26 protein-coding genes are annotated in these 26,765 nt (G+C 69.9%); 12 read left to right on the forward strand and 14 right to left on the reverse strand.

Going from position 1 to position 26,765, the window contains the following annotated elements; all coding sequences use genetic code 11:
• Complete coding sequence (locus LTT66_RS06945) at positions 1 to 378, reverse strand: winged helix-turn-helix transcriptional regulator (protein ID WP_195150610.1); 378 nt, start codon at positions 376 to 378, stop codon at positions 1 to 3.
• Positions 379 to 447: 69 nt separating this feature from the next.
• Here LTT66_RS06945 and LTT66_RS06950 point away from each other — a divergent pair, with 69 nt between their 5' ends.
• On the forward strand, positions 448 to 1,095 hold the full coding sequence (locus tag LTT66_RS06950) for a nitroreductase family protein (RefSeq protein ID WP_233065304.1): 648 nt from the start codon (positions 448 to 450) through the stop codon (positions 1,093 to 1,095).
• A 47-nt stretch (positions 1,096 to 1,142) separates the two neighbouring features.
• Here the strand turns inward: LTT66_RS06950 and LTT66_RS06955 are convergent, their stop codons facing one another.
• Positions 1,143 to 1,388, reverse strand: coding sequence for a DUF3017 domain-containing protein (locus LTT66_RS06955; protein WP_233069048.1), 246 nt, complete (start codon positions 1,386 to 1,388; stop codon positions 1,143 to 1,145).
• Between the two features lie 560 nt (positions 1,389 to 1,948).
• Here LTT66_RS06955 and LTT66_RS06960 point away from each other — a divergent pair.
• The 3 genes from LTT66_RS06960 to LTT66_RS06970 all read left to right on the forward strand — a co-directional run bounded on the left by LTT66_RS06960 (position 1,949) and on the right by LTT66_RS06970 (position 3,914).
• Positions 1,949 to 2,851: an NAD(P)-dependent oxidoreductase gene (locus tag LTT66_RS06960; RefSeq protein ID WP_233065306.1), complete on the forward strand. Its 903-nt coding sequence runs from the start codon at positions 1,949 to 1,951 to the stop codon at positions 2,849 to 2,851.
• A gap of 116 nt (positions 2,852 to 2,967) precedes the next feature.
• Entirely contained in the window at positions 2,968 to 3,393 is a 426-nt protein-coding gene (locus LTT66_RS06965; protein ID WP_233065308.1) for a hypothetical protein, read from the forward strand.
• Positions 3,394 to 3,449: 56 nt separating this feature from the next.
• Positions 3,450 to 3,914, forward strand: a complete 465-nt coding sequence (locus tag LTT66_RS06970) for a tRNA (cytidine(34)-2'-O)-methyltransferase (RefSeq protein ID WP_233065310.1) — start codon at positions 3,450 to 3,452, stop codon at positions 3,912 to 3,914.
• Between the two features lie 45 nt (positions 3,915 to 3,959).
• Here the strand turns inward: LTT66_RS06970 and LTT66_RS06975 are convergent, their stop codons facing one another.
• From LTT66_RS06975 to LTT66_RS06990, 4 genes are all read right to left on the reverse strand, one after another.
• Positions 3,960 to 4,190: a DUF167 domain-containing protein gene (locus LTT66_RS06975; protein WP_233065312.1), complete on the reverse strand. Its 231-nt coding sequence runs from the start codon at positions 4,188 to 4,190 to the stop codon at positions 3,960 to 3,962.
• Positions 4,147 to 5,139 (reverse strand): DUF4349 domain-containing protein, encoded by a 993-nt coding sequence (locus tag LTT66_RS06980; protein ID WP_233065315.1) that lies wholly within the window; start codon positions 5,137 to 5,139, stop codon positions 4,147 to 4,149. The genes LTT66_RS06975 and LTT66_RS06980 overlap by 44 nt, the downstream gene beginning before the upstream one ends.
• A gap of 87 nt (positions 5,140 to 5,226) precedes the next feature.
• A complete protein-coding gene (locus LTT66_RS06985; RefSeq protein WP_233065317.1) occupies positions 5,227 to 8,580 on the reverse strand; it encodes an error-prone DNA polymerase in 3,354 nt (1,117 codons plus the stop codon).
• Between the two features lie 55 nt (positions 8,581 to 8,635).
• Entirely contained in the window at positions 8,636 to 9,091 is a 456-nt protein-coding gene (locus LTT66_RS06990; RefSeq protein WP_181725556.1) for a hypothetical protein, read from the reverse strand.
• A gap of 221 nt (positions 9,092 to 9,312) precedes the next feature.
• Between LTT66_RS06990 and LTT66_RS06995 the strand changes: the two genes are divergently transcribed.
• Entirely contained in the window at positions 9,313 to 10,275 is a 963-nt protein-coding gene (locus LTT66_RS06995; RefSeq protein WP_233065319.1) for an SDR family NAD(P)-dependent oxidoreductase, read from the forward strand.
• 80 nt (positions 10,276 to 10,355) lie between these two features.
• Here the strand turns inward: LTT66_RS06995 and LTT66_RS07000 are convergent, their stop codons facing one another.
• The gene (locus LTT66_RS07000) at positions 10,356 to 11,111 is read right to left on the reverse strand and encodes an alpha/beta fold hydrolase (RefSeq protein ID WP_233065321.1); all 756 of its coding nucleotides are present in this window, start codon (positions 11,109 to 11,111) and stop codon (positions 10,356 to 10,358) included.
• Positions 11,112 to 11,297: 186 nt separating this feature from the next.
• Here LTT66_RS07000 and LTT66_RS07005 point away from each other — a divergent pair, with 186 nt between their 5' ends.
• Positions 11,298 to 11,996: a class I SAM-dependent DNA methyltransferase gene (locus LTT66_RS07005; RefSeq protein WP_233065323.1), complete on the forward strand. Its 699-nt coding sequence runs from the start codon at positions 11,298 to 11,300 to the stop codon at positions 11,994 to 11,996.
• Between the two features lie 45 nt (positions 11,997 to 12,041).
• Here LTT66_RS07005 and LTT66_RS07010 read toward each other — a convergent pair whose 3' ends face one another.
• Positions 12,042 to 13,556 carry a DNA polymerase Y family protein gene (locus LTT66_RS07010; RefSeq protein WP_233069050.1) on the reverse strand — a complete coding sequence of 505 codons (1,515 nt, stop codon included), beginning with the start codon at positions 13,554 to 13,556 and terminating at the stop codon, positions 12,042 to 12,044.
• 100 nt (positions 13,557 to 13,656) lie between these two features.
• Entirely contained in the window at positions 13,657 to 14,445 is a 789-nt protein-coding gene (locus tag LTT66_RS07015) for a hypothetical protein (protein WP_408638753.1), read from the reverse strand.
• Positions 14,446 to 14,839: 394 nt separating this feature from the next.
• On the opposite strand from LTT66_RS07015, the gene LTT66_RS07020 reads away from it, so the two are divergent.
• The gene (locus LTT66_RS07020; RefSeq protein WP_233065325.1) at positions 14,840 to 15,961 is read left to right on the forward strand and encodes a serine/threonine-protein kinase; all 1,122 of its coding nucleotides are present in this window, start codon (positions 14,840 to 14,842) and stop codon (positions 15,959 to 15,961) included.
• Positions 15,962 to 16,007: 46 nt separating this feature from the next.
• Here LTT66_RS07020 and LTT66_RS07025 read toward each other — a convergent pair whose 3' ends face one another.
• Complete coding sequence (locus LTT66_RS07025; RefSeq protein WP_195033003.1) at positions 16,008 to 16,643, reverse strand: response regulator; 636 nt, start codon at positions 16,641 to 16,643, stop codon at positions 16,008 to 16,010.
• A gap of 109 nt (positions 16,644 to 16,752) precedes the next feature.
• A complete protein-coding gene (locus LTT66_RS07030; protein WP_228820460.1) occupies positions 16,753 to 17,973 on the reverse strand; it encodes an ATP-binding protein in 1,221 nt (406 codons plus the stop codon).
• A gap of 311 nt (positions 17,974 to 18,284) precedes the next feature.
• Between LTT66_RS07030 and LTT66_RS07035 the strand changes: the two genes are divergently transcribed.
• The 3 genes from LTT66_RS07035 to LTT66_RS07045 all read left to right on the forward strand — a co-directional run bounded on the left by LTT66_RS07035 (position 18,285) and on the right by LTT66_RS07045 (position 20,407).
• Positions 18,285 to 19,943 (forward strand): PspC domain-containing protein, encoded by a 1,659-nt coding sequence (locus LTT66_RS07035; RefSeq protein ID WP_456299734.1) that lies wholly within the window; start codon positions 18,285 to 18,287, stop codon positions 19,941 to 19,943.
• A complete protein-coding gene (locus tag LTT66_RS07040) occupies positions 19,936 to 20,154 on the forward strand; it encodes a hypothetical protein (protein WP_181722491.1) in 219 nt (72 codons plus the stop codon). Before LTT66_RS07035 ends, LTT66_RS07040 begins: the two co-directional genes overlap by 8 nt.
• Before the next feature lie 112 nt (positions 20,155 to 20,266).
• A complete protein-coding gene (locus LTT66_RS07045) occupies positions 20,267 to 20,407 on the forward strand; it encodes a hypothetical protein (RefSeq protein WP_233065331.1) in 141 nt (46 codons plus the stop codon).
• A 61-nt stretch (positions 20,408 to 20,468) separates the two neighbouring features.
• Here the strand turns inward: LTT66_RS07045 and guaA are convergent, their stop codons facing one another.
• Positions 20,469 to 22,043, reverse strand: a complete 1,575-nt coding sequence (gene guaA, locus LTT66_RS07050; protein WP_233065334.1) for a glutamine-hydrolyzing GMP synthase — start codon at positions 22,041 to 22,043, stop codon at positions 20,469 to 20,471.
• 118 nt (positions 22,044 to 22,161) lie between these two features.
• Between guaA and LTT66_RS07055 the strand changes: the two genes are divergently transcribed.
• The gene (locus tag LTT66_RS07055; RefSeq protein ID WP_181722497.1) at positions 22,162 to 22,962 is read left to right on the forward strand and encodes an alpha/beta fold hydrolase; all 801 of its coding nucleotides are present in this window, start codon (positions 22,162 to 22,164) and stop codon (positions 22,960 to 22,962) included.
• A 21-nt stretch (positions 22,963 to 22,983) separates the two neighbouring features.
• Here the strand turns inward: LTT66_RS07055 and LTT66_RS07060 are convergent, their stop codons facing one another.
• Complete coding sequence (locus LTT66_RS07060; RefSeq protein WP_181722499.1) at positions 22,984 to 24,147, reverse strand: GuaB3 family IMP dehydrogenase-related protein; 1,164 nt, start codon at positions 24,145 to 24,147, stop codon at positions 22,984 to 22,986.
• A gap of 293 nt (positions 24,148 to 24,440) precedes the next feature.
• Complete coding sequence (guaB, locus tag LTT66_RS07065) at positions 24,441 to 25,985, reverse strand: IMP dehydrogenase (RefSeq protein ID WP_269821998.1); 1,545 nt, start codon at positions 25,983 to 25,985, stop codon at positions 24,441 to 24,443.
• 227 nt (positions 25,986 to 26,212) lie between these two features.
• On the opposite strand from guaB, the gene LTT66_RS07070 reads away from it, so the two are divergent.
• The gene (locus LTT66_RS07070; RefSeq protein ID WP_039795739.1) at positions 26,213 to 26,626 is read left to right on the forward strand and encodes a DUF5319 domain-containing protein; all 414 of its coding nucleotides are present in this window, start codon (positions 26,213 to 26,215) and stop codon (positions 26,624 to 26,626) included.
• Positions 26,627 to 26,765 lie beyond the last annotated feature (139 nt).

A 26,765-nucleotide genomic window follows, 5' to 3' on the forward strand; every position in this document is an offset into this window, starting at 1 on the left:
TCACAGCGCCGCGGCCCGCCGCGCCGCTTCGATTCGGTTGATATTGGTCTCGATCCACTCCCGCAGCGCCGCTATCGGCGTGCGCAGGCTGTGACCCAGCTCCGTCAGCGTGTACTCGACCCGCGGCGGCACGGTGGGATGCACTGTCCGCGTGACGAATCCGTCGGTCTCCAGCTGACGCAACGTCTGCGTCAGCATCTTCTGGGAGATGCCGTCGATGCGGTGGCGTAGATCGGTGTACCGCATGGTTCCCTCGGCGAGCGCGTCGATGATCAGCACCGTCCACTTGCCCGCGATGTGGTCCAGGACCTCCCGCGTGGGGCACTTCGCGGAGTAGACGTCGGCGGGCAGACCCGAATCTTCGAGATACGTGCGCACCTATCGGAGTGTAGCGCACTGAAAAGTGCCTTCTTCCCATTGGAGTGTGACTCTCCAATAGTAAGAAATATGGAAACACAGATACTTTCGGTGGCCGATGCGATTCGAGGACGTCGCACGGTACGGCACTATCGCCCCGACCCGGTGCCGCCCGACCTGATCGAGGAATTGCTCGAGTTGGCGATGCAGGCACCGAGCGCGTGGAACATGCAGGACCGGTCGATCGTGGTCGTCACCAGTGCGTCCGGCCGTGACGCGCTGTCGAAGGCGGCGTTCGGTCAGCCGCAGCCGAAGGAGGCGCCGGTGGTGCTGGTCTTCGTCGCCGATGCCGCCGCCTGGCGGAAGCACAACACCGATATCGCCGAACTGGCCGGCCGCAACGGCGCGTGGAACGCCGAATTCACCGCGTTGTTCGACGCGCGCGCCGAGTACCTGGCCTTGGAGCAGCGCGGACTGCTGCGGGAGAACGCCGTCAAGAACGCGATGATCGCGGCCACCTACGCGATGCTCGCCGCCACCGGGCTCGGCCTGGCCTCCGCACCGATGAACGGCTGGGACCCGGACCTGGTGAAGGAAGCCATCGGTATCGGCGACCGCGAGGATCTCGCCATAGCGGTGCTGATCACCATCGGCTACAGCGACGCAGTCCCGCCCCATCCCGGGCGACGGCCGCGTGAACGAACGATTTTCGCCGAGCGATACGCCGCTGCCCGCTGATCACCTAGGGCGACCCGGCCCGGCCGGGTCGCCGATCGCTCGAGCTGTCAGCCGACGCCGAGCGTGTTGATCGTGGCCGCGAGGAACAGGATGCTCGAGCCCAGCAGGGTCAGCGCGCCGACGTCGAAGGGTTTGCTGCGCACCGCGAGCAGCCCGACCTGCGCGGTCGGCAGGCACAATCGGAACGCCGCCGCCAGCAGCGTCGCACCGCCGAAGAAGAAGGCGCCGCGCCGCCACCGGTCGGACGCCACGAACACCACCGCCACCACCATGACCAGCGTCACAACCGCCATCGGCAGATGGCAGCGCAGAAACTGCGCCCCCAGACTCCGGGCACCACCCCGGTGCTCCGCGATAGGCGTGTCGGCATCGGTCACACCCAGATTCTTGCAGACTCCCCCACGCCCGGTCCGCCGGAGGTTCTTCGAGCCGAACGGCCGGACGGCGGCTGAGGGGCCCGGGTTGCGGCCGCTCACCTGCCAAGTGACCTCATCCATGCGTCGTGCTCAGCCGGTGAGAGCATCCGGCCGCCGCTGCACCCCGGTGCCCAGCGGGCATAGGTCTTCTGCGGCTCCACCGTGATCACGTCGACGACCTTCACCAACTCGGGCGGCACTTCCCCACCGAAGTGCCGGACTATGCCGTCGGTCTATCGGCATCGGCGGAACATAACGGCGGCCGATTGTGACTCCGGCCATAAAAGCCACGGTGTTACTCGCCGCCATCTGGCCACTTACCTGAACGTTCGGAACTGCTCCCGAAAGTGCGTACTTGTCGTTGTCGCCGGGTGGGCAAACACTCGGTCCTTGTCACGGGACCGTGAGTCTCACGCACAGCGCGCGATTGGAGTCGCATGAGCGATCAGAAACCTGCGGTATCCGTGCTCGGCACGGGTTCGATGGGTTCCGCCCTCGCGGAAGCCTTCCTCGCGGCGGGACATCCGACCACTGTGTGGAATCGCAGCCCGCAGCGGGCGGCTCCGCTGGTGGCCGCGGGCGCGCGCCAGCAGCTCGCCGTCGCCGATGCCATCGCCGCCAGCCCGCTGATCATCACGTGTCTGACTACGTTTCAGGCGACCCGTGGCAGTCTGATCGCCGCCGAGACCGAGCTGAACGGGCGAACCCTCGTCACTCTCAACAGCGGCGCCCCTGCCGACGCGCGGGATTTCGCGCGCTGGGCGAGCGGCCGAGGGGCGCGCTTTCTCGGTGGCGCGATCAAGAACGTACCTTCGGCTGTCGGAAAGCCGGACACATTGCTGTACTTCGGCGGCGAACAAGCCGTCTTCGACGAGCACAGCGAAACACTGCGAGCACTCGGTGGCGACCTTGTCCATCTGGGCGCCGAACCGGACCTCGCCGCTCTCTACGAATCCGCCGTCGGTGCCACACTTCTCCCCGCACTGCTCGGATTCTTCGAAGGCGCGGCGGTACTGTCCGCGCGCGGTCTGGCCGCACGCACAATGGTGCCGTATTCGATCAAATGGCTACAGATGATCGAGTCACTGCTTCCGATCATGGCCGACGAGATCGACAACCGGGACTTCACCCGGCTCGGCTCATCGATCGCGCTGTTCCACGCCGCGATCGGCGACGACGAGCGGCTCGGCCCGGAGTCGGGCGTCGATATGTCCTGGCATGCTCCGATGCACGACCTGCTGCGCCGAGCGGTAGCCGAGGGACTGGGTGAGCAGAGCATCACAGCGCTGATCCAGCTACTGGCACCCGACCCCCGGCGGATCAGGATCCACGAAGCCTGACATCCGCGCCCGGCCCGGATCCCGTCTCGCGCGCCGGATCAGAAAGCGTTGTCGCTCAGTTGTGTTGCCGCCCCTGGAAACAGAGGCACGTTCGGGGAGCTGACAGCATGTCGATCATGACCACTCGACGACTTCCCCTTCTCGCCGCCGCGCTTCCGGCCGTGGCGATGGCGCTGGGCTCCGGCGCCACCGCTACCGCGACCCCTCCGCTGTCGCCTCCGGTGACCGAGGAGGTCTTCTCGGTGCCCGGAACCGTGTCGGCGAAATTCCACAACCCGAACGCCGAGGGTGTGTGCTGGGTGTACAACGACGACACCGGCGAGATCTTCGGCGGCAACAACCCCACATCGTTCGCCATCGCGGACGGCAAGATGGTCCAGTCGTCGCTCGGCAACGGAAGCCTGCCCGCCGGACAGATGCACGTGCGTGGCGCATGCGCCTGGGAGCGCCCCACCGGTGATCCCCGCCACGGCTACACGTCGATGACCGACGTCATCACCGTCGACGTGATCGGCAAGCCGAGCACGGGCAGCTTCGGCTGAGCCCTGGCGGGTAGACCCGGCGCCCCGGCGGTGGCGGCGCCTGATTGACTGGAACGGTGTTCCATCTGATGTTCCACGAGCCGTGCATTCCGCCGAATACCGGCAACGCGATTCGGTTGGTCGCGGGGACCGGGTGTCATCTGCATCTGATCGAGCCGCTGGGGTTCGAGCTGTCGGAGCCGAAGTTGCGCAGGGCCGGGTTGGACTACCACGATCTGGCGTCGGTGACGGTGCACGCGAATCTGGCGGCGGCGTGGGAGGTGTTGCGCCCGGAGCGGGTCTTCGCGTTCACCACGCAGGCCGATACCCGGTTCACCGACGTGGCCTACCGCGAGAACGACGTGCTGCTGTTCGGGACCGAACCCACCGGGCTGCCCGCGGAGGTCCTCGCGGACCCGCGCATCACCGATCGGCTGCGCATCCCGATGCTGCCCGGCCGCCGCTCCATGAACCTGTCCAACGCGGCCGCGGTAACCGTCTATGAAGCCTGGCGTCAGCTCGGCTTCCCCGGCGGCGTCTGATCCACGCCACTTCGCGAATAATCTGCGAGACAGGGCGATCGACGCTCAGTCATCGATCTCGAATCGTTTGAAGCGGGAGGTCGCGCCCGCAGTCAGGCGAACGGCGGACTTGGGCACTCCGTAGTGCTCGGCGAGCAACTCGATGGCCGCTTTGTTGGCCTTGCCCTCGACGGCGGGAGCCCGCACATACAGGTGCAGGCTGCCGTCGTCGAGGGTTTCCACCATCGGGCCCTTACGGCTGTTCGGCTTGATGATCGCCCTGATCACCGTCGGCACGCTTGCCTCCTGTGCTGGTTTCCGCGCCTGCCGAGGCGCTGCTCACGGGCTCCGCGGGAGCCGGTGCCGATTCTCTCGTGCCCGAGGCGGGCTTCCCACGGCGCACGACCCGGACGATGCCCCAGAGCACGGCGGCCGCCACCGCGAGGAAGCCGAGCCATGGAATCGCCTTGCCACTGAACACGACCGCGTCCTGCAACCAGTCCACCAGGGAGTTCCAGCCGGAGACGATGCCGTCCCAGAAGCTGTCGGGGTCGTCGTCGGACTTCTTCTGATCGGTGGTGATCTCGATGGTCAGCGTGGACAGGGCGACCTGGTCATCGAGCCGCCGCTTCTGCGCGGTGAGGCTGTCCAGCTCACCTTGCCGGCTGGACAGCGCCTGCTCGGCGGTGATCAGGTCGGAGGTGTTGGTAGCACCTGCGATCAGCGCGCGCAGCCGCTCGACCGAGGCTTGCAGCGCCTTGATCCTGGCGTCCAGGTCCTCCCACTGCATGGTGACGTCGTCGCGGTTGGTGCTGACCCGGGTGACCTGCCCGATCCCGTCGAGGTCGGCGATGAACGCGTCGGTCTTGTCCGCGGGCAGCCGGACGACGAGGGTGGCGCTGGCTTCGGTGTCGCCGGTGCCGGGCTGCTCGGTGCGGCTGTCGACCCGCCCGCCCGCCGCCCGCACCCGCTCGATGACCGTGCCTGCCGCGGCGACCGGCGCGTCGGCGGTGATCTCGACGCTGCCGGTGACCACCTCCTTGCGGTCGGACATCGGTTCGCCGCCGGAGTTGTTGTCCCGCTTCGGCGGCGCCTGCTCGTGCAGCCCTGGCGGCACGAGCGCGGAGGCGGGCCCGGGGACCGCCATCGACGTCCGGTCCCGAGCGGGTTTCGCGTCCTCGTCACCGCAGCCGGCGAGCAAGATCAACCCCAGCACGCCGACACACAGCACAGCAAACTTCCTCATGCCTGGCACAGTAGCCGTTTACGCTGCGCGGACACCCCCGCATAACAGTTCTCTAGAACGCTTCTAACACTTCTCTAAAGCACTCGCTCAACGGAAGTCGCGCGACTTGGACACCATCCGCAGATCCATCCGCTGCAGATGTTCGGCGACCACGCTGACCACGCCCTCGGCATTCTGCACCCGGCCGCGGATGAGCAGGGCGGCAGCGCCCTGGGCGAGGCTCCGGTAACGCCGCCACAGCCCCAGCGAGCAGACGATGTTCACCATGCCCGTCTCGTCCTCCAGGTTGAGGAAGGTGACGCCCTCCGCGGTGGCGGGACGCTGCCGGTGCGTCACCGCGCCGCCCACCAGGACACGGGAGCCGTCGGGCACCTGCAGCAGGCTCGAGGCCGGAAGGACGCCGAGGGCATCCAGACGCGGGCGCAGGAACTGGGTCGGATAGCTGCCGGGTGAGACTCCCGTGGCCCAGACGTCGGCGGCGGCGGTCTCCAGATCGCTCATCCCGGGCAGGGTGGGCGCGGTGGTGGCCGCGCCGGTACCGGGCAGCCGGTCCGGGCGCTCGCCCGCGGCGGCGCCCGCCGCCCAGAGCGCTTCGCGGCGGGTGACGCCGAGGCTGCCGAGCGCGCCCGCCGTGGCGAGGGATTCCGCTTGGGCGACAGTGAGTTCCACCCGGCCGGTGAGGTCGAGGAAGGACGTGTAGGGCCGCTCCCCTCTGGCGGCGACGATGCGTTCGGCGAGCTCCTCGCCGATCTGCCGGACCGCGGCCAGACCCAAGCGCACCTCGGTGCCCGCCGCCTCCAGGGTGGCTTCGGCGCGGCTGGCGTTGACATCGGGGCCGTGCACCGCGACTCCGTGCCTGCGCGCGTCGGCGACCAGGGACTGCGGCGAGTAGAAACCCATCGGCTGGGCGCGCAGCAGACCCGCGCAGAAGGCGGCGGGATGGTGCAGTTTGAACCAGGACGAGTAGTACACGATCGAGGCGAAGCTCTGCGAATGGCTTTCCGGGAAGCCGAAATTCGCGAAAGCGTAGAGCTTCTCGTAGATGCGGTCGGCCACCTCGCCGGTGATGCCGTGCCGCTCGCGCATGCCCTGATAGAGCCGGTCTTTGAGGCGCTCCATGCGTTCCGGGGACCGCTTGGAACCCATGGCGCGGCGCAGCTGATCGGCCTCGACGGCCGTGAAGCCTGCGACGTCGACGGCCATCTGCATGAGCTGCTCCTGGAACAGCGGCACACCGAGCGTGCGCTCCAGCGAATTCTTCAGCGCCGGATGGTCGTAGACGATGTCCTCCACGCCGTTGCGCCTGCGGATGTAGGGGTGCACCGACCCGCCCTGGATCGGACCGGGGCGGATCAGCGCCACCTCGACCACCAGGTCGTAGAAGCTGCGTGGTCGCAGCCGGGGCAGGGTGGCCATCTGCGCGCGAGACTCGACCTGGAAGACGCCCACCGAGTCGGCGCGCGAAAGCATCGCGTAGACCTCGGGTTCGGCCAGGTCGAGCGAGTGCAGCTCGACGGTCTCGCCCTTGTGCTCGCGCACCAGGTCGATCATGTAGTGCAGGGCGGAGAGCATGCCGAGGCCGAGCATGTCGAACTTCACCAGATCGATGGCGGCGCAATCGTCCTTGTCCCATTGCAGGACGCTGCGACCGGACATGCGCGCCCATTCCACCGGGCAGACGTCGGCGATCGGCCGGTCGCAGATCACCATGCCGCCGGAGTGGATGCCCAGATGCCTGGGCAGCCCCTCGATCTCGGCGGCCAGTTCCAGCACCTCGGCGGGGATGCCGGTGTTCGTCTCGGCGCCGACGCCCGTCCAGCGGCTCACCTGCTTGCTCCACGCGTCCTGCTGGCCGGGCGAGAACCCCAGCGCCCGTGCGGCATCGCGCACCGCGGACTTGCCGCGATAGGTGATCACGTTGGCCACCTGCGCGGCGTACTCGCGGCCGTACTTGCGGTAGACGTGCTGGATCGCTTCTTCGCGGCGGTCGGATTCGATGTCGACATCGATGTCCGGCGGACCGTCGCGCTCCGGGGAGAGGAAACGCTCGAACAGCAGCTGGTTGCGTACCGGATCGACGTTGGTGATGCCGATCGCGTAGCAGACCGCCGAGTTGGCCGCCGAACCGCGGCCCTGGCAGAGGATGTCGTTGTCCTTGCAGAAGCTGACGATGTCGTGCACCACCAGGAAGTAGCCGGGGAACTCCAGGTCGTTGATCACCGCGAGTTCGTGCTCGATCTGCCGGTAGGCCTCCGGGTTCTCCTCGGGGGAGCCGTAGCGCGCCGCGGCGCCGGTCAGGGTGAGTTCGCGCAGCCAGGATTGCTCGTCGTGCCCCGCGGGCACGTCGAACGGCGGCAGGTGGGGGGCGATCAGCTGCAGATCGAAAGCGTATTCGCGGGCCAGGGCCGCCGCGTTCGCCACCGCCTGCGGGCAGTCGGCGAACAACCGCGCCATTTCCGCCCCGGATCGCAGGTGCGCGCCGCCCGCGGGGGCCAGCCAGCCCGCCATCTCGTCCAGGCTCTGCCTGGCCCGGATCGCCGCGAGCGCCATGGCTCGGCGGCGCTGGCTCGGTGCGGCGAAGTGCGCTCCGGTGGTGGCGAGCACGGGGAGGCCGAGGCGGTCGGCCAAGGTGATGAGGTGGGCGTTGCGCTCGTCGTCCTCCGGGACGCCGTGGTGGGTGAGTTCCACGCTCACCCGGTCGGCGCCGAAGCGGTCGGTCAGCTCGCGCAGCGCGGCCTCCGCCCGCTCCAGCCGGGTGCTTCCCGCGCGCAGGTCCAGTTCGAGGGCTTGGCGCAGGTGTCCCTTCCGGCATCCGGTCAGGATGTGCCAGTGTCCTTCGGCCGCCGCGCTGAGCGTATCGAGGTCGTAGCGCAGGATGCCTTTCTCGCCCGCGGCCATGTGGGCGGCGGCGATCTCGCGAGACAGCCTGCGGTAGCCCTCCTGGCCGCGGGCCAGCACCAGCAGGTGCGGCCCGGCCGGGTCCGGCGCTCCGGTGCGCGGCGCCGAGTCGGGGGCGGCGGCGTGCCCGCGTTCGGCGCCGGGAACGCGCGGCTCGAGTGCCGTGCCGAGGGACAGTTCGGCGCCGAAGACGGTGGGCATCCCCCATTCCCTGGCCGCCTCGGCGAAGCGGACGGTGCCGTAGAAGCCGTCGTGGTCGGTGAGCGCGATCGCCGCCAAGCCGAGCCGCACCGCCTCCTCCACCAGTTCCTCCGGATGGCTCGCCCCGTCCAGGAAGCTGTAGGCCGAGTGCGTGTGTAGCTCCGCGTACGGGACCGACGGCCCCTCGGCTCGGCGTACCGGCTCGGGCCGGTACTCCTCGCGTTTACGTGACCACGCCGGGCTGTCGCCGCCGTCGCCCGGATACCTCGCGCCGGGGTTCGCCCGCCCGGACAGCACCCGCTCCATCTCCGCCCAGCTGGGCGGACCGTCGCTCCAGCCCACGACTTCACCTCCTCGCCTCGAACATACATTCGAAGCCGGAGGAAGTACAGGCAGGTCAGGACGCCCGAAGCCGTTCGACGGACCCCGCGGCCAGGGCGGCCTCGACGCCCTGTAGACGACCCCGAATGAGCGCGCCGTAGGCATCGGAGGCCAGGACGTCGAGATGCCCGCGAGCGATGGCCAATTGCATCCGGGCCACTTCGAACTCGCCGACCCGGCGATGACTGTCGGCCAGGTTCAGATAGAGCGACGGCAGGAAGCCGCGCAGACCTTCGTCCAGCGGCACGCCGGGCCCGAACACCGCCGCCAGCGCGCGCTGATCCCAGCGCAGCGCCTCGGCGGCATTCTCCTGAAGGTCGGCGAGATGATGTGCGACCACACAGCGTTGCAATGCTCCGCCGTGTTCGCCGAGTTCGTCCCAGAGCTTCTCCAACGCCCGTCGCCCCGCCGCGGGGTCGACGCCACCGAGCCGCACCGCGGCAAACACCTCCGCCATCCGATCGTCCGACATGCGCCGAGTATCGCACATATGTTCGAACGTTTCGAGCGTTGTTCGATGCGTTTCCCGCGCCCGGAAACCCCCACGCCCGTGCGGTTCTCGAACACGCCCGCCGCAGCGGGCGACGCGCCACAGCGGCGGGAACAGGCATTCCCGGCCTGTGACCAGGACCACTTGGCAGTTAACTTACTTCGGAGTAAGTTCTTGGCCACCAGACCTGCAAAGGAGCAGCGATGACCGACGCAGCCGCTGAGCCCGCCCGGCGCCGCAACCGCGACCTCACCGGACGGCACGTCCTCATCACCGGAGCGTCCTCCGGCATCGGCCGGGCGGCGGCGGTGGCCATCGCGAGCAAGGGCGCCACGGTGTTCCTGCTCGCGCGCCGCGGCGACGAACTCGCCGCCGTGGTCGACGAGATCAGGGCCGCGGGCGGCTCGGCCCACGGGTACGCCTGCGACATCACCGATTCCGACTCCGTCGACCACGTCGTCAAGAGCATCCTGGACGAACACGGCCAGGTGGACATGCTGGTGAACAACGCGGGCCGCTCGATCCGCCGCGCCATCCACCGCTCCACCGACCGGCTGCACGACTTCGAGCGCACCATGGCCGTCAACTACTTCGGTGCGCTGCGGCTGACGCTGGCCCTGCTGCCGCAGATGCGGGAACGCAAGTTCGGGCACATCGTGAACATCAGCAGCGCCGGGGTGCAGATGGCCACGCCGCGTTTCTCGGCATACCTGGCGAGCAAGGCGGCGCTGGACAAGTTCACCGAGGTGGCGGCCGTGGAGACCATGGCCGACGGCGTCACGTTCACCACCATCCACCTGCCGCTGGTGCGCACGCCGATGATCGTCCCGAGTGGCGATCAGGGCCCCGCCGAGTCCCCCGAGTGGGCGGCGGCGACCATTGTGCGCGCGCTGATCGAACGGCCCAAACGCATCGACGTTCCGCTGGGCACCATCGCCGAGTACGGCGCCCTGCTCACCCCGAAGATCCGCGACCGCGTCCTGCACCGCTACTACCGCTCCCTGCCCGACTCCCCCGCGGCCAAGGGCGAGCAAACCGCGCTCGACGACGAAACGGCCGAACCAGCTGATGCGCTTCCCCCGCGACGGCCCCGATCGGCGGCGCGGCGGGTCACGGGCACGGCCTTGCGGCGCGCCGCCCGATGGGTGCCCGGCACGCACTGGTGAACCCGGTGGTCTCGTACCGAGAAGCAGGACGAGCGCGTAAGCCGCGCGTTCGGCGCTAGCTCCGGATGCCACGCACCCCGTCAGCCCGCCAGGAACGGCCGGACGGCCGCGGCGAACTCCCGGTAGCGATCGCGATGGATGCTGTGACCGCAGGTGAACGTGGTCACCGTGCAGTCGGGGAGACCGGCCCGCAAGACGGGGAGCTTGTCCGGATCCACCATGCCGCCCGGTCCGCCGCACAACAGCAAGGTGGGTGCGGTGATGTCGGAGAGCCGGTCCCACCACTCCGGGTTCGGCTTGCGGAACTGCTCGAGCGCCGTCTTCGTCATGGAGCGGTCGAACGCGAGCACCGCACGCGGGTGCCGGACCAGGCTGGAGGTGGCGTGCCACAGTTCGGGCACGGTGGGGAAGCGGCGGGTCAGGCGCAATTCCTCGGCGCCGGACTGCAACGGGAGCGGACACTCCTCGATGACCAGCCTGCGCGCCAGCCCCGGCCGCTCCTGCGCCACGCGCGACACCGCGTAGCCGCCGAGCGAATGCCCGACCAGATCCACCGAGGGCAACTCCAGTTGGTCGCAGAGGCGCAGCAGATCGTCGCCGAAATCGTCGAAGAGATAGGAATCGGTGTGCGAGCTGCGGCCGTGTCCGCGGAGGTCGGGGATGATCACACGACGTCCGGATTGCACCAGGACACGCGCGAACCGGTCCCAGGTGTGCCCGTCGCCGCCCATGCCGTGCACCAGCAGCACGGGAATGTCGCTGACCGCGCCCACACCCGAATCCCGATAGGCGATCCGCACGTCGCCGAAAGCCACTTGGGCCACCGTCAGATCCACGACGAACGAGAATACCGGCTGTTATGCACTCGACCCGCGCGGTGTAGCACGGATCACCCGCCGGTGAAAAATGCGGTACGAGTGGCGCATGCACCCGTAATTCGTGAACTCCCGCGCGGCCGAAGATGTTTCGAGCGGCCCGGTAAATGCCTGGCGCGGGAGCCGGCTCGGAACAATACTCGCGGCATGCCCTCCTTCGCCGATTTCGACCGCCGCGACTACCGCACCGTCGACGTCGCCACGGGATACGACGGGTGGGCGCCCACCTACGAGCAGACTGTCCTGGACGAGATGGATCTCGCGCTGCTCGGCCGACTGCGACTGGACCTCGGCCGAGTGCGGCGCGCGGCCGACCTCGGCTGCGGCACCGGGCGAACCGGAACTTGGTTGCGCGAGCGCGGAATCACGCACATCGACGGGGTGGACGTGAGCCAGGGAATGCTGGCATTGGCCGCCGAACGCGGCGCCCACACCACGCTGACCCGAGCGGACGTGCGGGCCACCGGCCTGCCGGAGGGCGCTTACGACCTGGTGATCGCCTCGCTGATCGATGAGCACCTCCCGGAGTTGGCGCCGTTCTACGCGGAGGCGTGGCGCCTCGCCGCACCGGGCGCGCGCTGCGTTCTGGTCAGCTATCACCCGCAATTCATCATGGTGTCCGGAATGCCGACGCACTACACCGATCCCTCCGGCGAGCCGGTGGCGATCAGCACGCATCTGCACCTGATCAGCGAGCACCTGTCGGCGGGCCTGGCCGCCGGGTGGGCCCTCACCGAAGTCGCCGAGGCAGTGGTGGACGACGCGTGGCTGGCGCGCAAGCCGAAATGGGCCGCCCTGCGCGGACATCCGTTCACCTTGGCGACGGTGTGGTCCCGCCAAGAGTGACTGGAGCCGATCACACGATTCCGCTGTGGCGCGCACTGGGGCCGGTCAGTCGTAAAGTCCCTCGGCGCGCCAGGTTTCGTCGTGGTAGACCAGCAGCAGGACCTTGTCGGCGGCGGGGGCGTCGTCGAGTTGGACCTGTGCGCGGGCGGTGAACTCCGTGTCGTCCGAATCGGGGGCCCACCAGCGCTCGTCCACCGGCCACGGTCCCGCCCAGCCGGTCAGCCGCCACTGCCTGCTTCCCCAGCGCAGCAGGACGGGGTCGGCGTCGAACATGGCGCGATCGGTGACTTTGACGAGCGCGCCGTCGGCGGCTTCCAGCCGCACCGGTGGACGGTTCAGCAGGAGCACGGCGGGGGCCGGCTCGGGCAGCCGGCCCGGCCAGGGCTGCGCGGGGTCGGCCGCGGGGACGAGTTCGTCACCCAGCGCGACCATGGTGATGCGTTCGGCGGGTCCGCGTCCGCCGCTGAGCACGCCGACCCGCACCGCTTCCCCGCCGAGCAGCCCTTGCACCCGGATCAGCGCCCGGCGCGCGCGATCGTCCTCTTCCCCGGCCCCGCCCCACAACCCGAGTTGCAGTGCGCCCGCCGTGACCACCTCGACAGGTTCCAGCCGCAGCACGGTGATCGGCGCGGTGGGCCGCGCGCCGTCGCGCCGGGTGAGCCAGCCGTCCAGCTGCCAGCGCACCCGGTCCGCCGTGCCCTCCGGCGTGAGCGGCTCCGCACATCGCCAGATCCGCGAAAGATCCTCCCCCGCCGCGGTTTCCGCGTGCACCGAGAGCCTGGTGCAGGCCAGCCCGGCGTCCGCGAGCGCGCTGTGCAGCCGGGTGGCGAGCAGGCGTCCGGCGAAGGCGGCCGCGTCGACCCGCTCGATCGGGGGATCGCAGCGGTACTCCGCCACCAGATCCGGCGGCGGCTGCCGCGCGGAGGGCGGGCGCTCCGGCTCGGCCCTGGCACAGCGATACGCCAGCACCGCGTCGGTCCCGAACCGGGAGGCGACCTCCGCCGCGGAAAGCGCGGCGAAATCACCGATCCGGCGCAAGCCCAAGCGGTGCAGCAGGTCGACCAGGTCGGCCCGTTCCGGGGCGGCCAGGCTCGGCTCGACCGCGAGTTCCCCCACCGGCAGCGGCGCGAGAAACCGCGCTCCGGCGCCCACGGGCACGACCGCGGCGCGCCGGGCGGCGATCACCGCCGTGGACAGCTCGTCGGCGATCCCGATCTGCGCTTCGGCCCCTGCCGCGGCCACCGCGTCGACCAGGCGCTCGGCCGCCGCCTCCTCGGACCCGAAGAATCGCGCCGCACCGCGCGCGCCGAGCACGAGCAATCCGGGACGCAGCACCTCCACGCCGGGCACCGTCGCGGCCACCGCCGCGACCACCGGTTCGAACAGCCGCGCGTCCCGATCCGGGTCTTGTTGCGCGAGAAACAACTCCGGGCACCGCGCCTGCGCCTCTCTGCGCTTCAGGCCGCGGCGCACCCCTTCGGCTCGTGCGATGGCCGAACAGGCCACCACCCGGTTGGCGAACAGCACCGCCACCGGCCGCGTCGCGGGCAGCCCCGCCATCGCCGCAGCGGCGACCGCGGGCCAGTCCGGGCACCACAGGGCCAGCACCCGCTTCGACCCCGGCCGGATCACGGCGACGCGCTGCCTTCCTCAGCCGCGCTCACGACACCGCCTCCTGGGTATCGGTGGCTTCCACTGGCCGAGCCGCCTTTTCGCGCAGTACCCATTCCACGCGACCCGCATTCGGGCACAGATCCAGCCGTCCGCGCCGGGGTGGTCCCGCCTTGCCCCGCACCTCGACGGTCAAGCCGAGCGAGCGCAAGCGTCCGCGCCCGCGGCCGAGACCGGTGTAGCCCGCGACGCGGGCGTCGAGCTGAAGGGACGCGCCGGGCCAGCGACCGTCGGCGACCACGAGGGTGGCGCCCTTGTTACGGGCGCGGGCCGCGATCACCCGGCTGCGGGCGGGCGCGACGGCGCCGCCGCCGAGCCCGAGCACGACCAGATCGAGCCCGTCGAGCAGAACCGCGGCCACCTCCACCGGATCGGGGCCGGGATCGCTGATCACGGCCAGCCGCCGCAGTTGCGCCCCCATTTCCACCGCGGCCAGCAGACCGAGCCGAGGCATGCCGACCACCGCGGCATGCCCACCGCTCTCGGTCACCGCGGCCAGCAGGCCAGCCAGCAGCGAACTCGCACCCGTGTACGCCACGACGGAACCCTTGCTCAAGCCACCATCGGGCAACAGCGGAGCGAGCGCCGCGGGCACCGGCAACGCCGCTTTCCGCGAACCGCTGTCGAGCGGGACGCGCTGCGCTGCCGATTCACCGCGCCCCGGCACCGCCGCCATGCGTCTGCGCAGCTCATCCAGCGTGGGAGCGCCCTGCCGCCCGCCACCGCGCAGCAGCGCGTCCCGATCCACCCCTCCCTGCGACATCGCATCCGAACCCATCTCAACCACCTACTTCCCACGATGGACCCGAGGCGAAGCATGCGGAGCGGCCCTCACGATTCGAGCGGCAGCACCGATTCAGCTATCGATCGGTATCGAATATACGTTCGATACAGACTCAGTAGAAACCGACCCCCAGGTTTCGTCAAGCGTTCCGGCCGAGTGTCGCGGCCGCGGCTCCCCTTGCGCAGTGACATGGGCCGATGCGAGGCACGACCGAGAACGCGGCGTGCGCCTGGCTACGCCGTCCAGCCCCCGTTTATCGGTATGGTGGACGGCACGCATCCGAACCGAGAGTCCGAGGGCGGGCGCGGCGCGCGATTCGTGCGCATGTCCCTCGCGTGCGCGAACACGAATCAGGCCAGCTAGCCCCATTTTCCGCTACCCTCGCACCGTGACCGAACGCGCTCGTCCCACTGTCGGCCCCCAATACCTCGTCGCAGGCCGCTACCGCCTCCAGTCGAAGCTGGGTGGCGGCGGTATGGGCGCGGTCTGGTTGGCGCACGACCGCCTGCTCGACCGGGACGTCGCGATCAAGCAGGTGCTCACCACGGCCGGGCTCGATGAGGAGGAAGCCGAGGCGGTCCGCAACCAGATCATGCACGAGGGCCGGGTCGCCGCGAAGCTCTCGCACGACCACGCGATCGCCGTGTACGACGTGGTGCTCGAGGCCGGTGAACCCTGGCTGGTGATGGAGCACCTACCCTCGCGCAGTGTCGCGAAGGCACTCGCGCTGGTCGACACGCTGCCGCCGATCGAGGTCGCGCAGATCGGCGCCCAGGTCGCCGACGCGCTGGCCGCCGCACACGCGGTCGGCATCGTGCACCGGGACATCAAACCGGGCAACATCCTCGTCGCCGACCGCGGCCCCGGCCTGGGCATGGCGAAACTCAGCGACTTCGGCATCTCTCGCGGTGCGGGCGAGGCATCCGACGAACCGGACGGCGTGATCACCGGCACCCCCTCCTACCTGCCCCCTGAGGTGGCGCGTGGAGCACAGCCGACAAAGGCCAGTGACGTGTTCTCCCTCGGCGCCACGCTCTACACCGCGATCGAAGGACAGCCGCCGTTCGGTTTCGACGAGGACAGCGACGTCATCGTGCACCGCGCCGCCATGGCGCAGATCATCCCGCCGACCCGCAGCGGCATGCTCACCCAGGCGCTGCTGCACATGTTGGAACCGGCGCCGCAGCGGCGGCCGACCATGGCCGAGGCGCGGGACGAAATCCTCACCGCCGCTTTCGGCCCCGGCACCGGACCGTACATTCTCGGGGCGCCCGTCCGCACCGAGGACGGAACCATCCCGGCTTGGGCCGCGCGCAATTCGGCGTCCGGGATCCGCAGCCCGCACTCCACGCCGCTCCCCCGCCCGCACCGCAACCTCGCTGGGGCGGCCGCGGCCCCGCCCGCGCAGCGCGCCAAGAACCCGCAGCCGAGCAACGCCCCCCTGGCCATCGCCGTGGGCCTGCTGATCGGCCTGATCATCATCATCGCGATCATCGTCGCCGTCCTCTGACGTCCTCGCACGTATGCGAAGCGCCGCGACGATCCGCGCGGCGTGATCAGTCGATGCGGCGGCGGTGGGCCCAGCGGGTCAGCGCGTTGCGGTTGGACTGCTGGGTTTTGCGCAACACGTTGGAGGCGTGCGTTTCCACGGTCTTGACCGAGATGAAGAGGGCTTCGGCGATCTCGCGATAGGTGTAGCCGCGAGCGAGCAGCCGCAGCACCTCCAACTCGCGCGGGGTGAGGGAGTCGAGTTCGGGGTCCAGGGGCGGTTCGGGTACCGGGGACTTCCCGGTGAACGAGTCCAGGACGAAGCCGGCCAGGCGCGGGCTGAAGACCGCGTCGCCACCGGCCACCCGGCGGATGCCGTCGGCCAGTTCGGCGCCCGAAATCGTCTTGGTCACATACCCTCTGGCGCCGGCCCGGATCACCGCGATCACGTCCTCGGCCGCGTCGGACACGCTCAGCGCCAGGCACACCGGCCCCGGCTCGATGCCGGCCAGCACCGCGACTCCGCCCCCGTCGGGCATGTGCACGTCGAGCAGGACGACGTCCGGACGCTCGGCGTTGATCCCGGCCACCGCCTCCGCCACCCCGCCGGCCTCGCCGACCACCTCCATGTCCGCCTCCCGGCTGAGCTCAGCACGCACACCCGACCGGAAAACGGCGTGATCATCGACGAGAAAGACCCGCACGGCCACCTACTTCTCCTAACTGACCCTTGACCCCCAACCCGTACCACACCCATCCCGCACACACCTCACGCGCTCCACGGAGCCGCGAGAACCAATCGGGTCGGGACGACTAGCGAGCAGCTCGAGCGGGCTCTTCGTCCGGGAGCCGGCAACCGGAGTCGGTGCGCGGCACGGTGATCCGGACTTCGGTGCCGCGGCCCGGCGTCGACACGATGTCCACCTGACCACCGCGGCGCTCGATCCGGCCGCGGATGGATTTGGCCAGGCCGCGGCGGTCTTCCGGCACCGACGCGAGGTCGAAGCCCGAGCCGCGGTCGCGGACGAAGACACTCACCTGGTGCGGCTCGGCCTCGGCGAACAGGTCGATCTCCGGAACACCCGCGTGCTTGGCGGCGTTGACCAGCGCTTCCCTGCTCGCGCCGAGCAGGGCGGTGAAGTGTTCCTTGGGCAGACCCGATCCGGAGCCGTCGACGTCCATCGATACGTCGCCGACGGTCACCGGCGTCACCTTCACGCCGTGCTGGTCCTCCACCTCGCCCGCGATGGTCCGCAGGGCCGCGGCCAGGCTCGACTGCGCCGGACCGGAATCCTCGAACAACCATTTCCGCAGTTCCCGTTCCTGGCTGCGGGCCAGCCGCAGCACCTCCTGCGGGTCGTCGGCCTGGCGCTGGATGAGGGCGAGCGTCTGGAGCACGGAATCGTGCAGGTGCGAGGCGATCTCCTCGCGTTCCTCGTTGCGGATGCGGGCGGCGCGCTCGGCGTTCAGCGCGCGCATCATGCGCAGCCACAGCGGAACCGTCAGCAGTCCGGCGCCGACCAGCGTGACCGCTACCGCGAGCAGCGCCGATCCGAGCGAGCTCAGGTCGATCCGCGCCAGCACCACCACGCCGAGGCCTGCCACGATCAGCGTCGCCCCGGCGACGATGCGCGACCAGGTCACCACCGAAGGCCGCGCGGGCAGCCCGAGCAGCGAACGCGGCCCGTCGACGTCGTACTCCCGCCACACCAGCGCCGCGCCGACCGCGACCACGATGATCGGCGCGATCACCTTCGCCGCGGTCCCGCTGAACACCCAGGACACGGCGACCGCGAGCCCGAGCCCGAGCATGGCGAGCCCGATCGCCTGCCGCCGCTCCGCCCCCGACGGTTTCACCTGGTCCGTGCCGCCGGGAGTGAAGATCCAGAGCAGTCCGTACGCCATGATGCCCGCCCCGGCCAGCGCGGACAGCAGCACGAACGCCATCCGCACCTTGAACACGTCGATGCCGAGATGGTCGGCCAGACCGCCCGCCACCCCGCCGACGATCCGGCCACCGGAACGGCGGACCATCCGCACCTGCGGCGGCCCGGGAACCGGCGCGAGCGCGGGTCCCGGCCCGCGGGCAGCGTCGAACCCCCGAGTGTCGAACGCGGGAACAGACGGATACATGTCTTCGATACTGGCACGGTTACGCAGCTGCCAGCCATCGGTAATCACCCTGATCTTGCTGGACGGCACCCGCCGCGACCAGGCCGAAACGCCCGCGCGCCGCCAGCCGCCGCGCATAGCTGAATGATTGCTACATCGGTGGATCGGTCCAAAGTGTTCAGGCGGTTTTTCAGGGTTCCCCCCGATGCGCCGACACGGGAGTCGGGCACACCATGAGAAACATGACGAAAACGAGCTTCGGCGACCAGGTCCAGCAGATATGGCAGACCCGGCCGGTCCGATTGCCGCGACAGGGACCGGTGGCGGGCGTCGCGGCCGGGTTCGCGCGGCGCTACGAGATCGACCCGGTGCTGGTGCGCGTCGCGTTCGTGGTCTCGACGATCTTCGGCGGGGCGGGCATCGTGCTCTACCTGCTGGCCTGGCTGCTGCTGAGCGCGGTGGGCGACCAGGCGTCCGCGGCCGAGTCGCTGGTCGGCAAGGGCTCCAGCTCGCAGTCACAGACCAAGACCATCGTGCTGATCGTGGCGCTGGCCATCGCGGTCAGCACGATGGGCCCGGTCGGCGTCGGCCTCGGCGGATCCGGCCTGATCAGCCTCGCGCTGATGCTGGCGGGCTGGTGGATGCTGCACCTGCGCACGCCCAACCCGCCGCCCGGTACCGCCGAAGGGTTCGGCGGATGCGTCCCCGACGGCGGGATCACCGCCACCGGCTACCCCGGAGCGGTCTTCCCGCCGGGAACGACCCGGACCGTCGGCGATCTGTACGTGCCGCCGACCGCCGTGTACACGCCGTACACCAGGCTGCCGGATTCGTACGTACCCGAGACACCGGTGCACGCCGCGACCGGCGACGAGGCAACGGTCCCGTTGAACAAGCCCGCGGCAGACGCGCAGGAACCGGCAACCGTGGTGCTGGACAAGTCGGCAACCTCCCTTGCTGGGCTCGAACCGAGCGCGTCCGCCGACGACGACAGCGGATCGGACGCGGCTGTCCGCGACCAGGCCGGTCCGCCCAGCACGGTCGGCGATCGAGCCGAACCGGCCGTCAGCGGCCCAGCCGATTCGGCCGCACACGAACCGGCGGCCGCGCCCATCGCGAGAACGTCACCGGTCGCACTCGGCAAAGACGCCGCCGACGGACCGGGGCACACTCCGCACCCGCACCGACCCGTGGCCGCCCACCCCGCGGTCATCGGGGGCCCCATCCCACCGTCTTGGGACCCGCTCGGCGTCGCTCCGCTCGCCTGGGACCTCCCGGAACCCACCCCCGTCCGCACCGTCGTGGCCCCGCCGCAGAAGCGCCCGCGCTCGCGCCTGACGCCGGTGGTGATCGGCCTGGCCATCCTGGCGGCAGCAGGCGCGGGCGCGGCAGCGGCCTCGGGCGTGGAGTGGATGACACCCGGCCGGATCGCCGCGGCGGCGCTGGCGGTGATCGGTCTCGGCCTGGTGCTCGGCGCGTTCCTGCGTCGCGGCTACGGCTTGCTGGTGCTCACCGCGCCGCTCGCCGGGTTCGTGCTGCTCGCCTCCGCGGTCGGTCCGGTCGAGTTCGACCAGGCCGCGATGGGCGACCACCACTGGGCGCCGGCCTCCGTCGCCGACCTGGCGGCGAACTACAAGGTGACCATGGGTTCGGGCACGCTGGACCTGCGCTCGGTGAAACTGACCGAGAACCGCGCCCTGGACCTCGACGTCCGGATGGGCGAAGCCCGCGTCCTGCTGCCCGCCGACATGACCGTCCGCACCCGCTGCACGGCGACCATGGCCGAGGCACTCTGCGTCGACGGGATCAGCGGTCCGAATACTCCCGGCGCGCCGGTGCTCGATCTCGACATCGACGTCCGCGCCGGAAACGTGGAGGTGCAGCGTGGCTGAAACCGAGAAGAACAACACGACCGAATCCCGCCGCGGCCCCGCCGCGTCTCTGCTCATCGCGGGTCTGCTGGCCCTCGCGGTCAGCGCGTGGGCCTTCGTCGGCCCCGCGTCCTGGCCCGCGACCAGCATGATTCCGATCGGTTGGATCGTCGTGCTCGCCGCGATCGTCATCGGCATAGTGCTGGTGATCTCCCCGCGCAAACGCCCCTGATCACGCCGAGCGGCCCGTCCATCCGGACGGGCCGCTCCACGTTCGTCCCCGAGCTGGAGCGCTGGAAACCCGGACCACGCTCCCCTCGCCCTTGTCCGACAGGAGAATCCCGATGAACCCCGGCGAACCCACCGATCAGGCGCCCCCGGCCGCGCGGACCGCACCGCCGGATCCTCGCCCCCGGCCCGCCGCCGCCCACGGCGCGCTGCTGGGCCATCTGATCCTGTACAGCGCCTTTCACCGCCCCCGCTGAGCTCGTCACCTCCCTTGCACGATGACGGCGTCCGGCTACCGCCCGCTGTGCGGCCGGGAGATCACTCCCACTCGATGGTGCCCGGCGGCTTGCTGGTCACGTCCAGGACCACGCGGTTGACCTCCGCCACCTCGTTGGTGATGCGGGTGGAGATGCGTTCGAGCACCTCGTAGGGCAGCCGGGTCCAGTCGGCGGTCATGGCGTCCTCGCTGGAGACCGGGCGCAGCACGATCGGGTGGCCGTAGGTGCGGCCGTCGCCCTGCACGCCGACGCTGCGGACCTCCGCGAGCAGCACGACGGGGCACTGCCAGATCTGCCGGTCCAGACCCGCCGCGGTCAGTTCCTCGCGGGCGATGGCGTCGGCCCTGCGCAGCGTCTCCAGCCGCTCCGCGGTGACCTCGCCGACGATCCGGATGGCGAGGCCCGGACCCGGGAACGGTTGGCGGGCAACGATTTCCTCGGGCAAACCGAGTTCGCGGCCCACCGCGCGGACCTCGTCCTTGAACAGCAGCCGCAGCGGTTCGACGAGTTCGAATTCCAGGTCGTCGGGCAGGCCGCCGACATTGTGGTGGCTCTTGATGTTCGCGGTGCCGGTGCCGCCGCCGGACTCGACGACGTCCGGGTACAGCGTGCCCTGCACCAGGAACTCGACCTTCGGCGCCGCGCCGTCGGCGTCGCCGTGCTCGAGCACCACCTCACCCACCGCGTCCTCGAAGGACCGGATGAATTCCCGCCCGATGGTCTTGCGCTTCTCCTCGGGATCGGTCACGCCCTTCAGCTCGCCGAGGAACTTGTCCACCGCGTCGACGGTCACCAGCTTGGCGCCGGTCGCGGCGACGAAATCCTGCTGCACCTGCTCGCGCTCTCCCGCCCTCAGCAGGCCGTGGTCGACGAACACGCAGGTCAAACGGTCACCGATGGCACGCTGCACCAGCGCCGCGGCCACCGCGCTGTCCACCCCACCCGACAGTCCGCAGATCGCGTGCTTGTCACCCACCTGCTCGCGCACCGAGGCGATCAGCGAATCCGCGATGTTCGCCGGGGTCCATGTGGCCGGAATGCCGGCCAGCTCGTGCAGGAACCGGCTCAGCACCTGCTGCCCGTGCGGCGAATGCAACACCTCCGGGTGGTACTGCACACCGGCGAGGCGGCGCGCGCGGTCCTCGAACGCGGCGACCGGAGCGCCCGCGGTGGTGCCGGTGACCTCGAAGCCCTCCGGCGCGTCGGTGACCGCGTCACCGTGGCTCATCCACACCGGCTGAATGGTGGGCAGGCCGCCGTGCAGCAAACCGCCGTCGATGTTGAGTTCGGTGCGCCCGTACTCGCGGGTGCCGGTATGCGCGACCGTGCCGCCCAGCGCCTGGGCCATCGCCTGGAAGCCGTAGCAGATGCCGAAGACCGGCAGCCCCAGCTCGAACAAGCGCGGATCCAGCTGCGGCGCGCCCTCGGTGTACACGCTGGCCGGACCGCCCGAGAGGATCACCGCCAGCGGCTGCTTCTCGGCGATCTCCTCCACCGTCGCGGTGTGGGGAACCACTTCGGAGTACACGCTCGACTCGCGAACGCGCCGTGCGATCAGCTGGGCGTACTGTGCTCCGAAGTCGACGACGAGGACCGGTCTCTGGGTTTGTGCCACCCACCCAGTTTAGTGAGCGGCGAAACGAGCGAATCATCGGCACAGTGGCCCGCGCGGGAGCCGAGCCGACCGCCCGAATCGTCACGCGCGGCCCGGCTCGCTGGTTATCCTTCTGCTCGTGCCCTTCGCCCGCGCGATCGATGCCGACATCCATTACGAGGACAGCGGCGGGGACGGCCCGGTGGTACTGCTGGCGCACGAGTTCTTCATGGACCGCACCATGTTCGCCGCCCAAACGGCCGCGCTCGCACCGGAATTCCGGATCGTCTCCTGGGATGCCCGCGGCCACGGCCGCACCAGGGACGAGGGCCTACCCTTCACCTACTGGACCGCGGCCAGGGACGCGCTGACCGTGCTCGATCATCTCGGCGCCGAACAGGCCGTCATCGGCGGCACCGCGCAGGGCGGCTTCACGGCGCTGCGCACCGCGCTGATCGCGCCGGAACGCGTCTCCGCGCTGATCCTGATCAGCACCGAGGCCCACGGCCCCACACCCGAGCAGTCGACCGCCACGCAGAAGTTCCTCGAGCAGTGGTACGACGACGGCTCCCGCGAGCGCGCCGTGCACCAGCTGGCTTCCTGGCTGATCGGCGACGACGAGTGGTACCGCTCGATCTGGACCCAGCGGTGGCTGGTGCGCGACCGCCGCGGCATCGAGGTCGCGGCGGGCTGCCTGCTGAGCCGGGACTCGGTGCTCGATCGCCTCCGCGAAATCTCCTGCCCCGCTTTGGTGATTCACCCCACCGACAGCGGCCTGGACCGCGAACGCGCCCAGGAACTGGCCCACGGGCTGTCCGGCGCCACGTTCATCGAGATCGCGGACGCGCGATTGGCGGTGACGATGACCCATCCCGAGCCGGTGAACCACGCGATCCAGCAGTTCCTGCGCGTCAGGACGAAACCGACCCGCGTGCGGTGAACCCGTTCACGCGAGCACCTCTCACGCGCGCACGCTCAGGCCGACCTTCTGGAATTCCTTCAGATCCGAGTAACCGGCCTTGGCCATCGAACGTCGCAGTCCACCAACGAGATTCAGCGACCCGAACGGATCGTCGGACGGACCGAAGAGCACCCGCTCCAAGCTCGGGCGCACGGTGTCGCCGACCGGCTCGCCACCCAGATCCCACGGATCGTCGACATGCAGCAGCGAACCGCGCGGCACCGACGGGTGCGCGGCCGCCGACGGCCAGTACCAGCCGCGACCCGGCGCCTCGGCGGCCGAGGCGAGCGGAACACCCAGCATGGCGGCATCCGCACCGCACGCGATCGCCTTCGCCAGCTGCCCGGAGGTGATGACGTCACCGTCCGCGATGACGTGCACGTAGCGTCCGCCGGTCTCGTCGAGATAGTCGCGGCGGGCGGCGGCGGCATCCGCGATCGCGGTGGCCATCGGCACGCCGATGCCGAGCACCTCGCCGGTGGTGGTCGCACCGGGGTAGGAGCCGTAGCCGACGATCACACCCGCCGCGCCCGTGCGCATCAGGTGCAGGGCGGTGCGGTGATCGCTCACGCCGCCCGCGACCACGGGCACGTCCAGCTCGGCGATGAAGGTCTTGAGGTTCAGCGGCTCACCGTCGCCGACGTGCTCGGCGGAGATGATCGTGCCGTGCACCACGAGCAGGTCGATGCCCGCCTGCAGCAGGGCCGGGGTGAGTGTGCGCGCGTTCTGCGGGCTCACCCGCACCGCCACGGTGACACCGGCGGCGCGCACCTGCGCGACGGCGGCGGCGAGCAGATCCGGCTGCATCGGCGCGGCGTGCAGCTCCTGCAGCAGCGCCACGGCGCGCTCGTACCCACCCTTGCCGACCAGCTCGAGCAACTGATCGATCTTGGCGCCGACATCCGCGTGCCGCGCCCACAGACCCTCGCCGTTGATCACGCCGAGACCACCGAGACGGCCGAGCTCGATGGCGAACTCCGGCGACACCAGGGCATCGGTGGGATGCGCGAGGAACGGGATCTCGAAGCGGTAGGCGTCCAGCTGCCAGGACAGCGAGACCTGCTTCGACGAGCGGGTCCGGCGCGAGGGGACGATGTCGACGTCGTCCAGCTCGTAAGTACGCCGGGCGGTCCGGCCCATGCCGATCTCCACCATGTCGCGCACGCGAAATCTCCTTAATTTTGGCAGCGCCTGCGGCGCTGCGTGTTCACGGCCCCTTGATGGTTCGCGTTCCAGCGGTCGAGACTCGCGCCTGCGGCGCATGCGCTTCGACAGCTGGAACGCGAGCCGGGCCGCGAACGGCGCTCGTAAGACTCGCGCCTCCAGTGGTTACGTTGTGGGGCAGGTGGGCAGCACAAGACGCGCCGCCGACTCCCGCGCAGCGTGCTCACCGCCACAGCCGGTGGGCACGCTCAATCATGCACGGACCGGTTGGTCCTGTACATGAACCTAGCGGGCTAACCCCGTCCGGTGTAGTTAGGGGCCTCGACGGTCATGGTGATGTCGTGCGGGTGGCTCTCCTTGAGGCCCGCCGCGGTGATCTGCACGAACTGGGCCTCCTGCAGGTGCGCGATCGACTGCGAGCCGGTGTAGCCCATCGCCGCGCGCAGGCCGCCGACCAGCTGGTGGATCACCTGGTTGACCGGGCCGCGGAACGGCACCCTGCCCTCGATGCCCTCGGGGACCAGCTTGTCCTCGGCCAGCACGTCGTCCTGGAAGTAACGGTCCTTCGAGAAGGACTTGGCCTGGCCGCGGCCCTGCATGGCGCCCAGCGAGCCCATGCCGCGGTAGCTCTTGAACTGCTTGCCGCCGACCAGGATCAGCTCGCCCGGAGACTCGGCGGTGCCCGCGAGCAACGAGCCGAGCATCACCGTGGACGCCCCCGCGGCGATGGCCTTGGCGATGTCGCCGGAGAACTGGATGCCGCCGTCGGCGATCACCGGGACGCCCGCGGGCTTGCACGCGGCGACCGCCTCCAGGATCGCGGTGATCTGCGGTGCGCCGACACCGGCGACCACCCGGGTGGTGCAGATGGAGCCGGGGCCCACGCCCACCTTGACCGCGTCCGCACCCGCTTCGACCAGGGCCGCGGCGCCCGCACGGGTCGCCACGTTGCCACCGACCACCTGGATCCGGTCGCCGACCTCGGTCTTGACCTTGGTCACCATCTGCAGCACCTGCGCCTGATGACCGTGCGCGGTATCCACCACCAGCACGTCGACGCCCGCGTCGGCCAGCGTCATGGCACGCGACCACGCGTCCTCGCCGACACCGACCGCGGCGCCGACCAGCAGGCGGCCGTCGCGGTCCTTGGTGGCGTTGGGGTACTGATCGGTCTTGACGAAGTCCTTGACGGTGATCAGGCCGCGCAGGCGCCCGTTGCCGTCGACGATCGGCAACTTCTCCACCTTGTGCCTGCGCAGCAGTCCCAGCGCGGCCTCGGCGGTCACGCCCTCCTGCGCGGTGATCAGGGGAGCCTTGGTCATCACGTCGGCGACGCGGCGGTCCTGATCCACCTCGAAACGCATGTCGCGGTTGGTGATGATGCCCACAAGCGCACCGGTCTCGTCCACCACCGGAAGCCCGGAGATGCGGAACCTGGCGCACATGGCGTCCACCTCGGCGAGCGTGTCGGTCGGACGGCAGGTCACCGGGTCGGTGACCATGCCCGCCTCGGACCGCTTGACCGTCTCCACCTGGGAAGCCTGGTCGGCCGCCGAGAGGTTGCGGTGCAACACGCCCATACCGCCCGCACGGGCCATGGCAATCGCCATCCGCGCCTCGGTCACCGTGTCCATGGCCGAGCTGACCAGTGGGGTGCGCAGACGGATCTCCCTGGTCAGCAAGCTGGAGGTCTCCACAGAGCTGGGGATGAGATCCGAGGCGGCAGGCAGCAACAGCACATCGTCGAATGTGAGGCCGAGCATGGCGATCTTGTTCGGATCGTCGCCACCCGTAGGAGGGCGGACTGCGATTCGTTCGCCCGGTACGGGATTACTCATTCGGATCGACCCCTCCTGGACGTCGATAGCGACCGGCGCCGGCAGAACCGGCGCCGTGACGGCTGATGGGATGGACGGTGGCGTTCGGCGGCGATGCGGTGGTGGCCCGCCGTAGCCTGTGCTCCATGGTATCTGTCCGGTGAACTCGCCGACGAAGTGAGCCCACCACCGAAACTGGCAGGCCGCATAGCTGGCGCAGACCACCCTGTTCTGCGTACCGTGGGGATGTGCGTGACCATCTACCACCTGGCTTGCCGCCGGATCCGTTCGCCGGAGACCCCTCCGACCCGTCCGCCGCGCTCGACGCCATCGAGCCCGGTGAACCGCTGGATCCCCACGAGCGCCTTGCGGTCGAGGAGGATCTCGCCGACCTCGCGGTCTACGAGGCACTGCTGGCCCACCGCGGAATCCGCGGACTCGTGGTCAGCTGTGAAGACTGCAGGCAGGACCACTACCACGACTGGGATATGTTGCGCGCCAACTTGCTGCAGCTGCTGGTCGACGGCACGGTCCGCCCGCACGAGCCCGCCTACGACCCGACGCCGGAAGCGTATGTCACCTGGGACTACTGCCGGGGATACGCGGACGCCTCGATGAACGAGGCCTTCCACGGCGACGGGTTCGACGGATTCGACGGCTGAGACCGGGCCCGGCCTGAACGCACGCGGCCTCTTCGAGGGCCGCGTATCTCACGCTTGCCGCTGTGATTTTCGACGCACACCATTACGGCGCCAATCGTTTGCCGAAACCCGTCCCGCCGGTCGAGTGCCCCTCTGATGC

This window comes from Nocardia gipuzkoensis, from assembly GCF_021183645.1.
GTDB lineage: Bacteria > Actinomycetota > Actinomycetes > Mycobacteriales > Mycobacteriaceae > Nocardia > Nocardia abscessus.

Bases quoted from the DNA above. Each gene is read 5' to 3' on its own strand.
- LTT66_RS07010 (WP_233069050.1), bottom strand. From the start codon at position 13,556: ATGGCGGGGCTGCCCGCGACGCGGCCGGTGGCGGTGCTGTTCGCCAAC.
- LTT66_RS07035 (WP_456299734.1), top strand. From the start codon at position 18,285: ATGAGAAACATGACGAAAACGAGCTTCGGCGACCAGGTCCAGCAGATA.
- LTT66_RS06950 (WP_233065304.1), top strand. From the start codon at position 448: ATGGAAACACAGATACTTTCGGTGGCCGATGCGATTCGAGGACGTCGC.
- LTT66_RS06995 (WP_233065319.1), top strand. From the start codon at position 9,313: ATGACCGACGCAGCCGCTGAGCCCGCCCGGCGCCGCAACCGCGACCTC.
- LTT66_RS06980 (WP_233065315.1), bottom strand. From the start codon at position 5,139: ATGAGGAAGTTTGCTGTGCTGTGTGTCGGCGTGCTGGGGTTGATCTTG.
- LTT66_RS06965 (WP_233065308.1), top strand. From the start codon at position 2,968: ATGACCACTCGACGACTTCCCCTTCTCGCCGCCGCGCTTCCGGCCGTG.
- LTT66_RS06955 (WP_233069048.1), bottom strand. From the start codon at position 1,388: ATGGCGGTTGTGACGCTGGTCATGGTGGTGGCGGTGGTGTTCGTGGCG.
- LTT66_RS07015 (WP_408638753.1), bottom strand. From the start codon at position 14,445: ATGGGTTCGGATGCGATGTCGCAGGGAGGGGTGGATCGGGACGCGCTG.
- LTT66_RS06990 (WP_181725556.1), bottom strand. From the start codon at position 9,091: ATGTCGGACGATCGGATGGCGGAGGTGTTTGCCGCGGTGCGGCTCGGT.
- LTT66_RS07030 (WP_228820460.1), bottom strand. From the start codon at position 17,973: ATGGTCCGCCGTTCCGGTGGCCGGATCGTCGGCGGGGTGGCGGGCGGT.
- LTT66_RS07045 (WP_233065331.1), top strand. From the start codon at position 20,267: ATGAACCCCGGCGAACCCACCGATCAGGCGCCCCCGGCCGCGCGGACC.
- LTT66_RS06960 (WP_233065306.1), top strand. From the start codon at position 1,949: ATGAGCGATCAGAAACCTGCGGTATCCGTGCTCGGCACGGGTTCGATG.
- guaB (WP_269821998.1), bottom strand. From the start codon at position 25,985: ATGAGTAATCCCGTACCGGGCGAACGAATCGCAGTCCGCCCTCCTACG.
- LTT66_RS07005 (WP_233065323.1), top strand. From the start codon at position 11,298: ATGCCCTCCTTCGCCGATTTCGACCGCCGCGACTACCGCACCGTCGAC.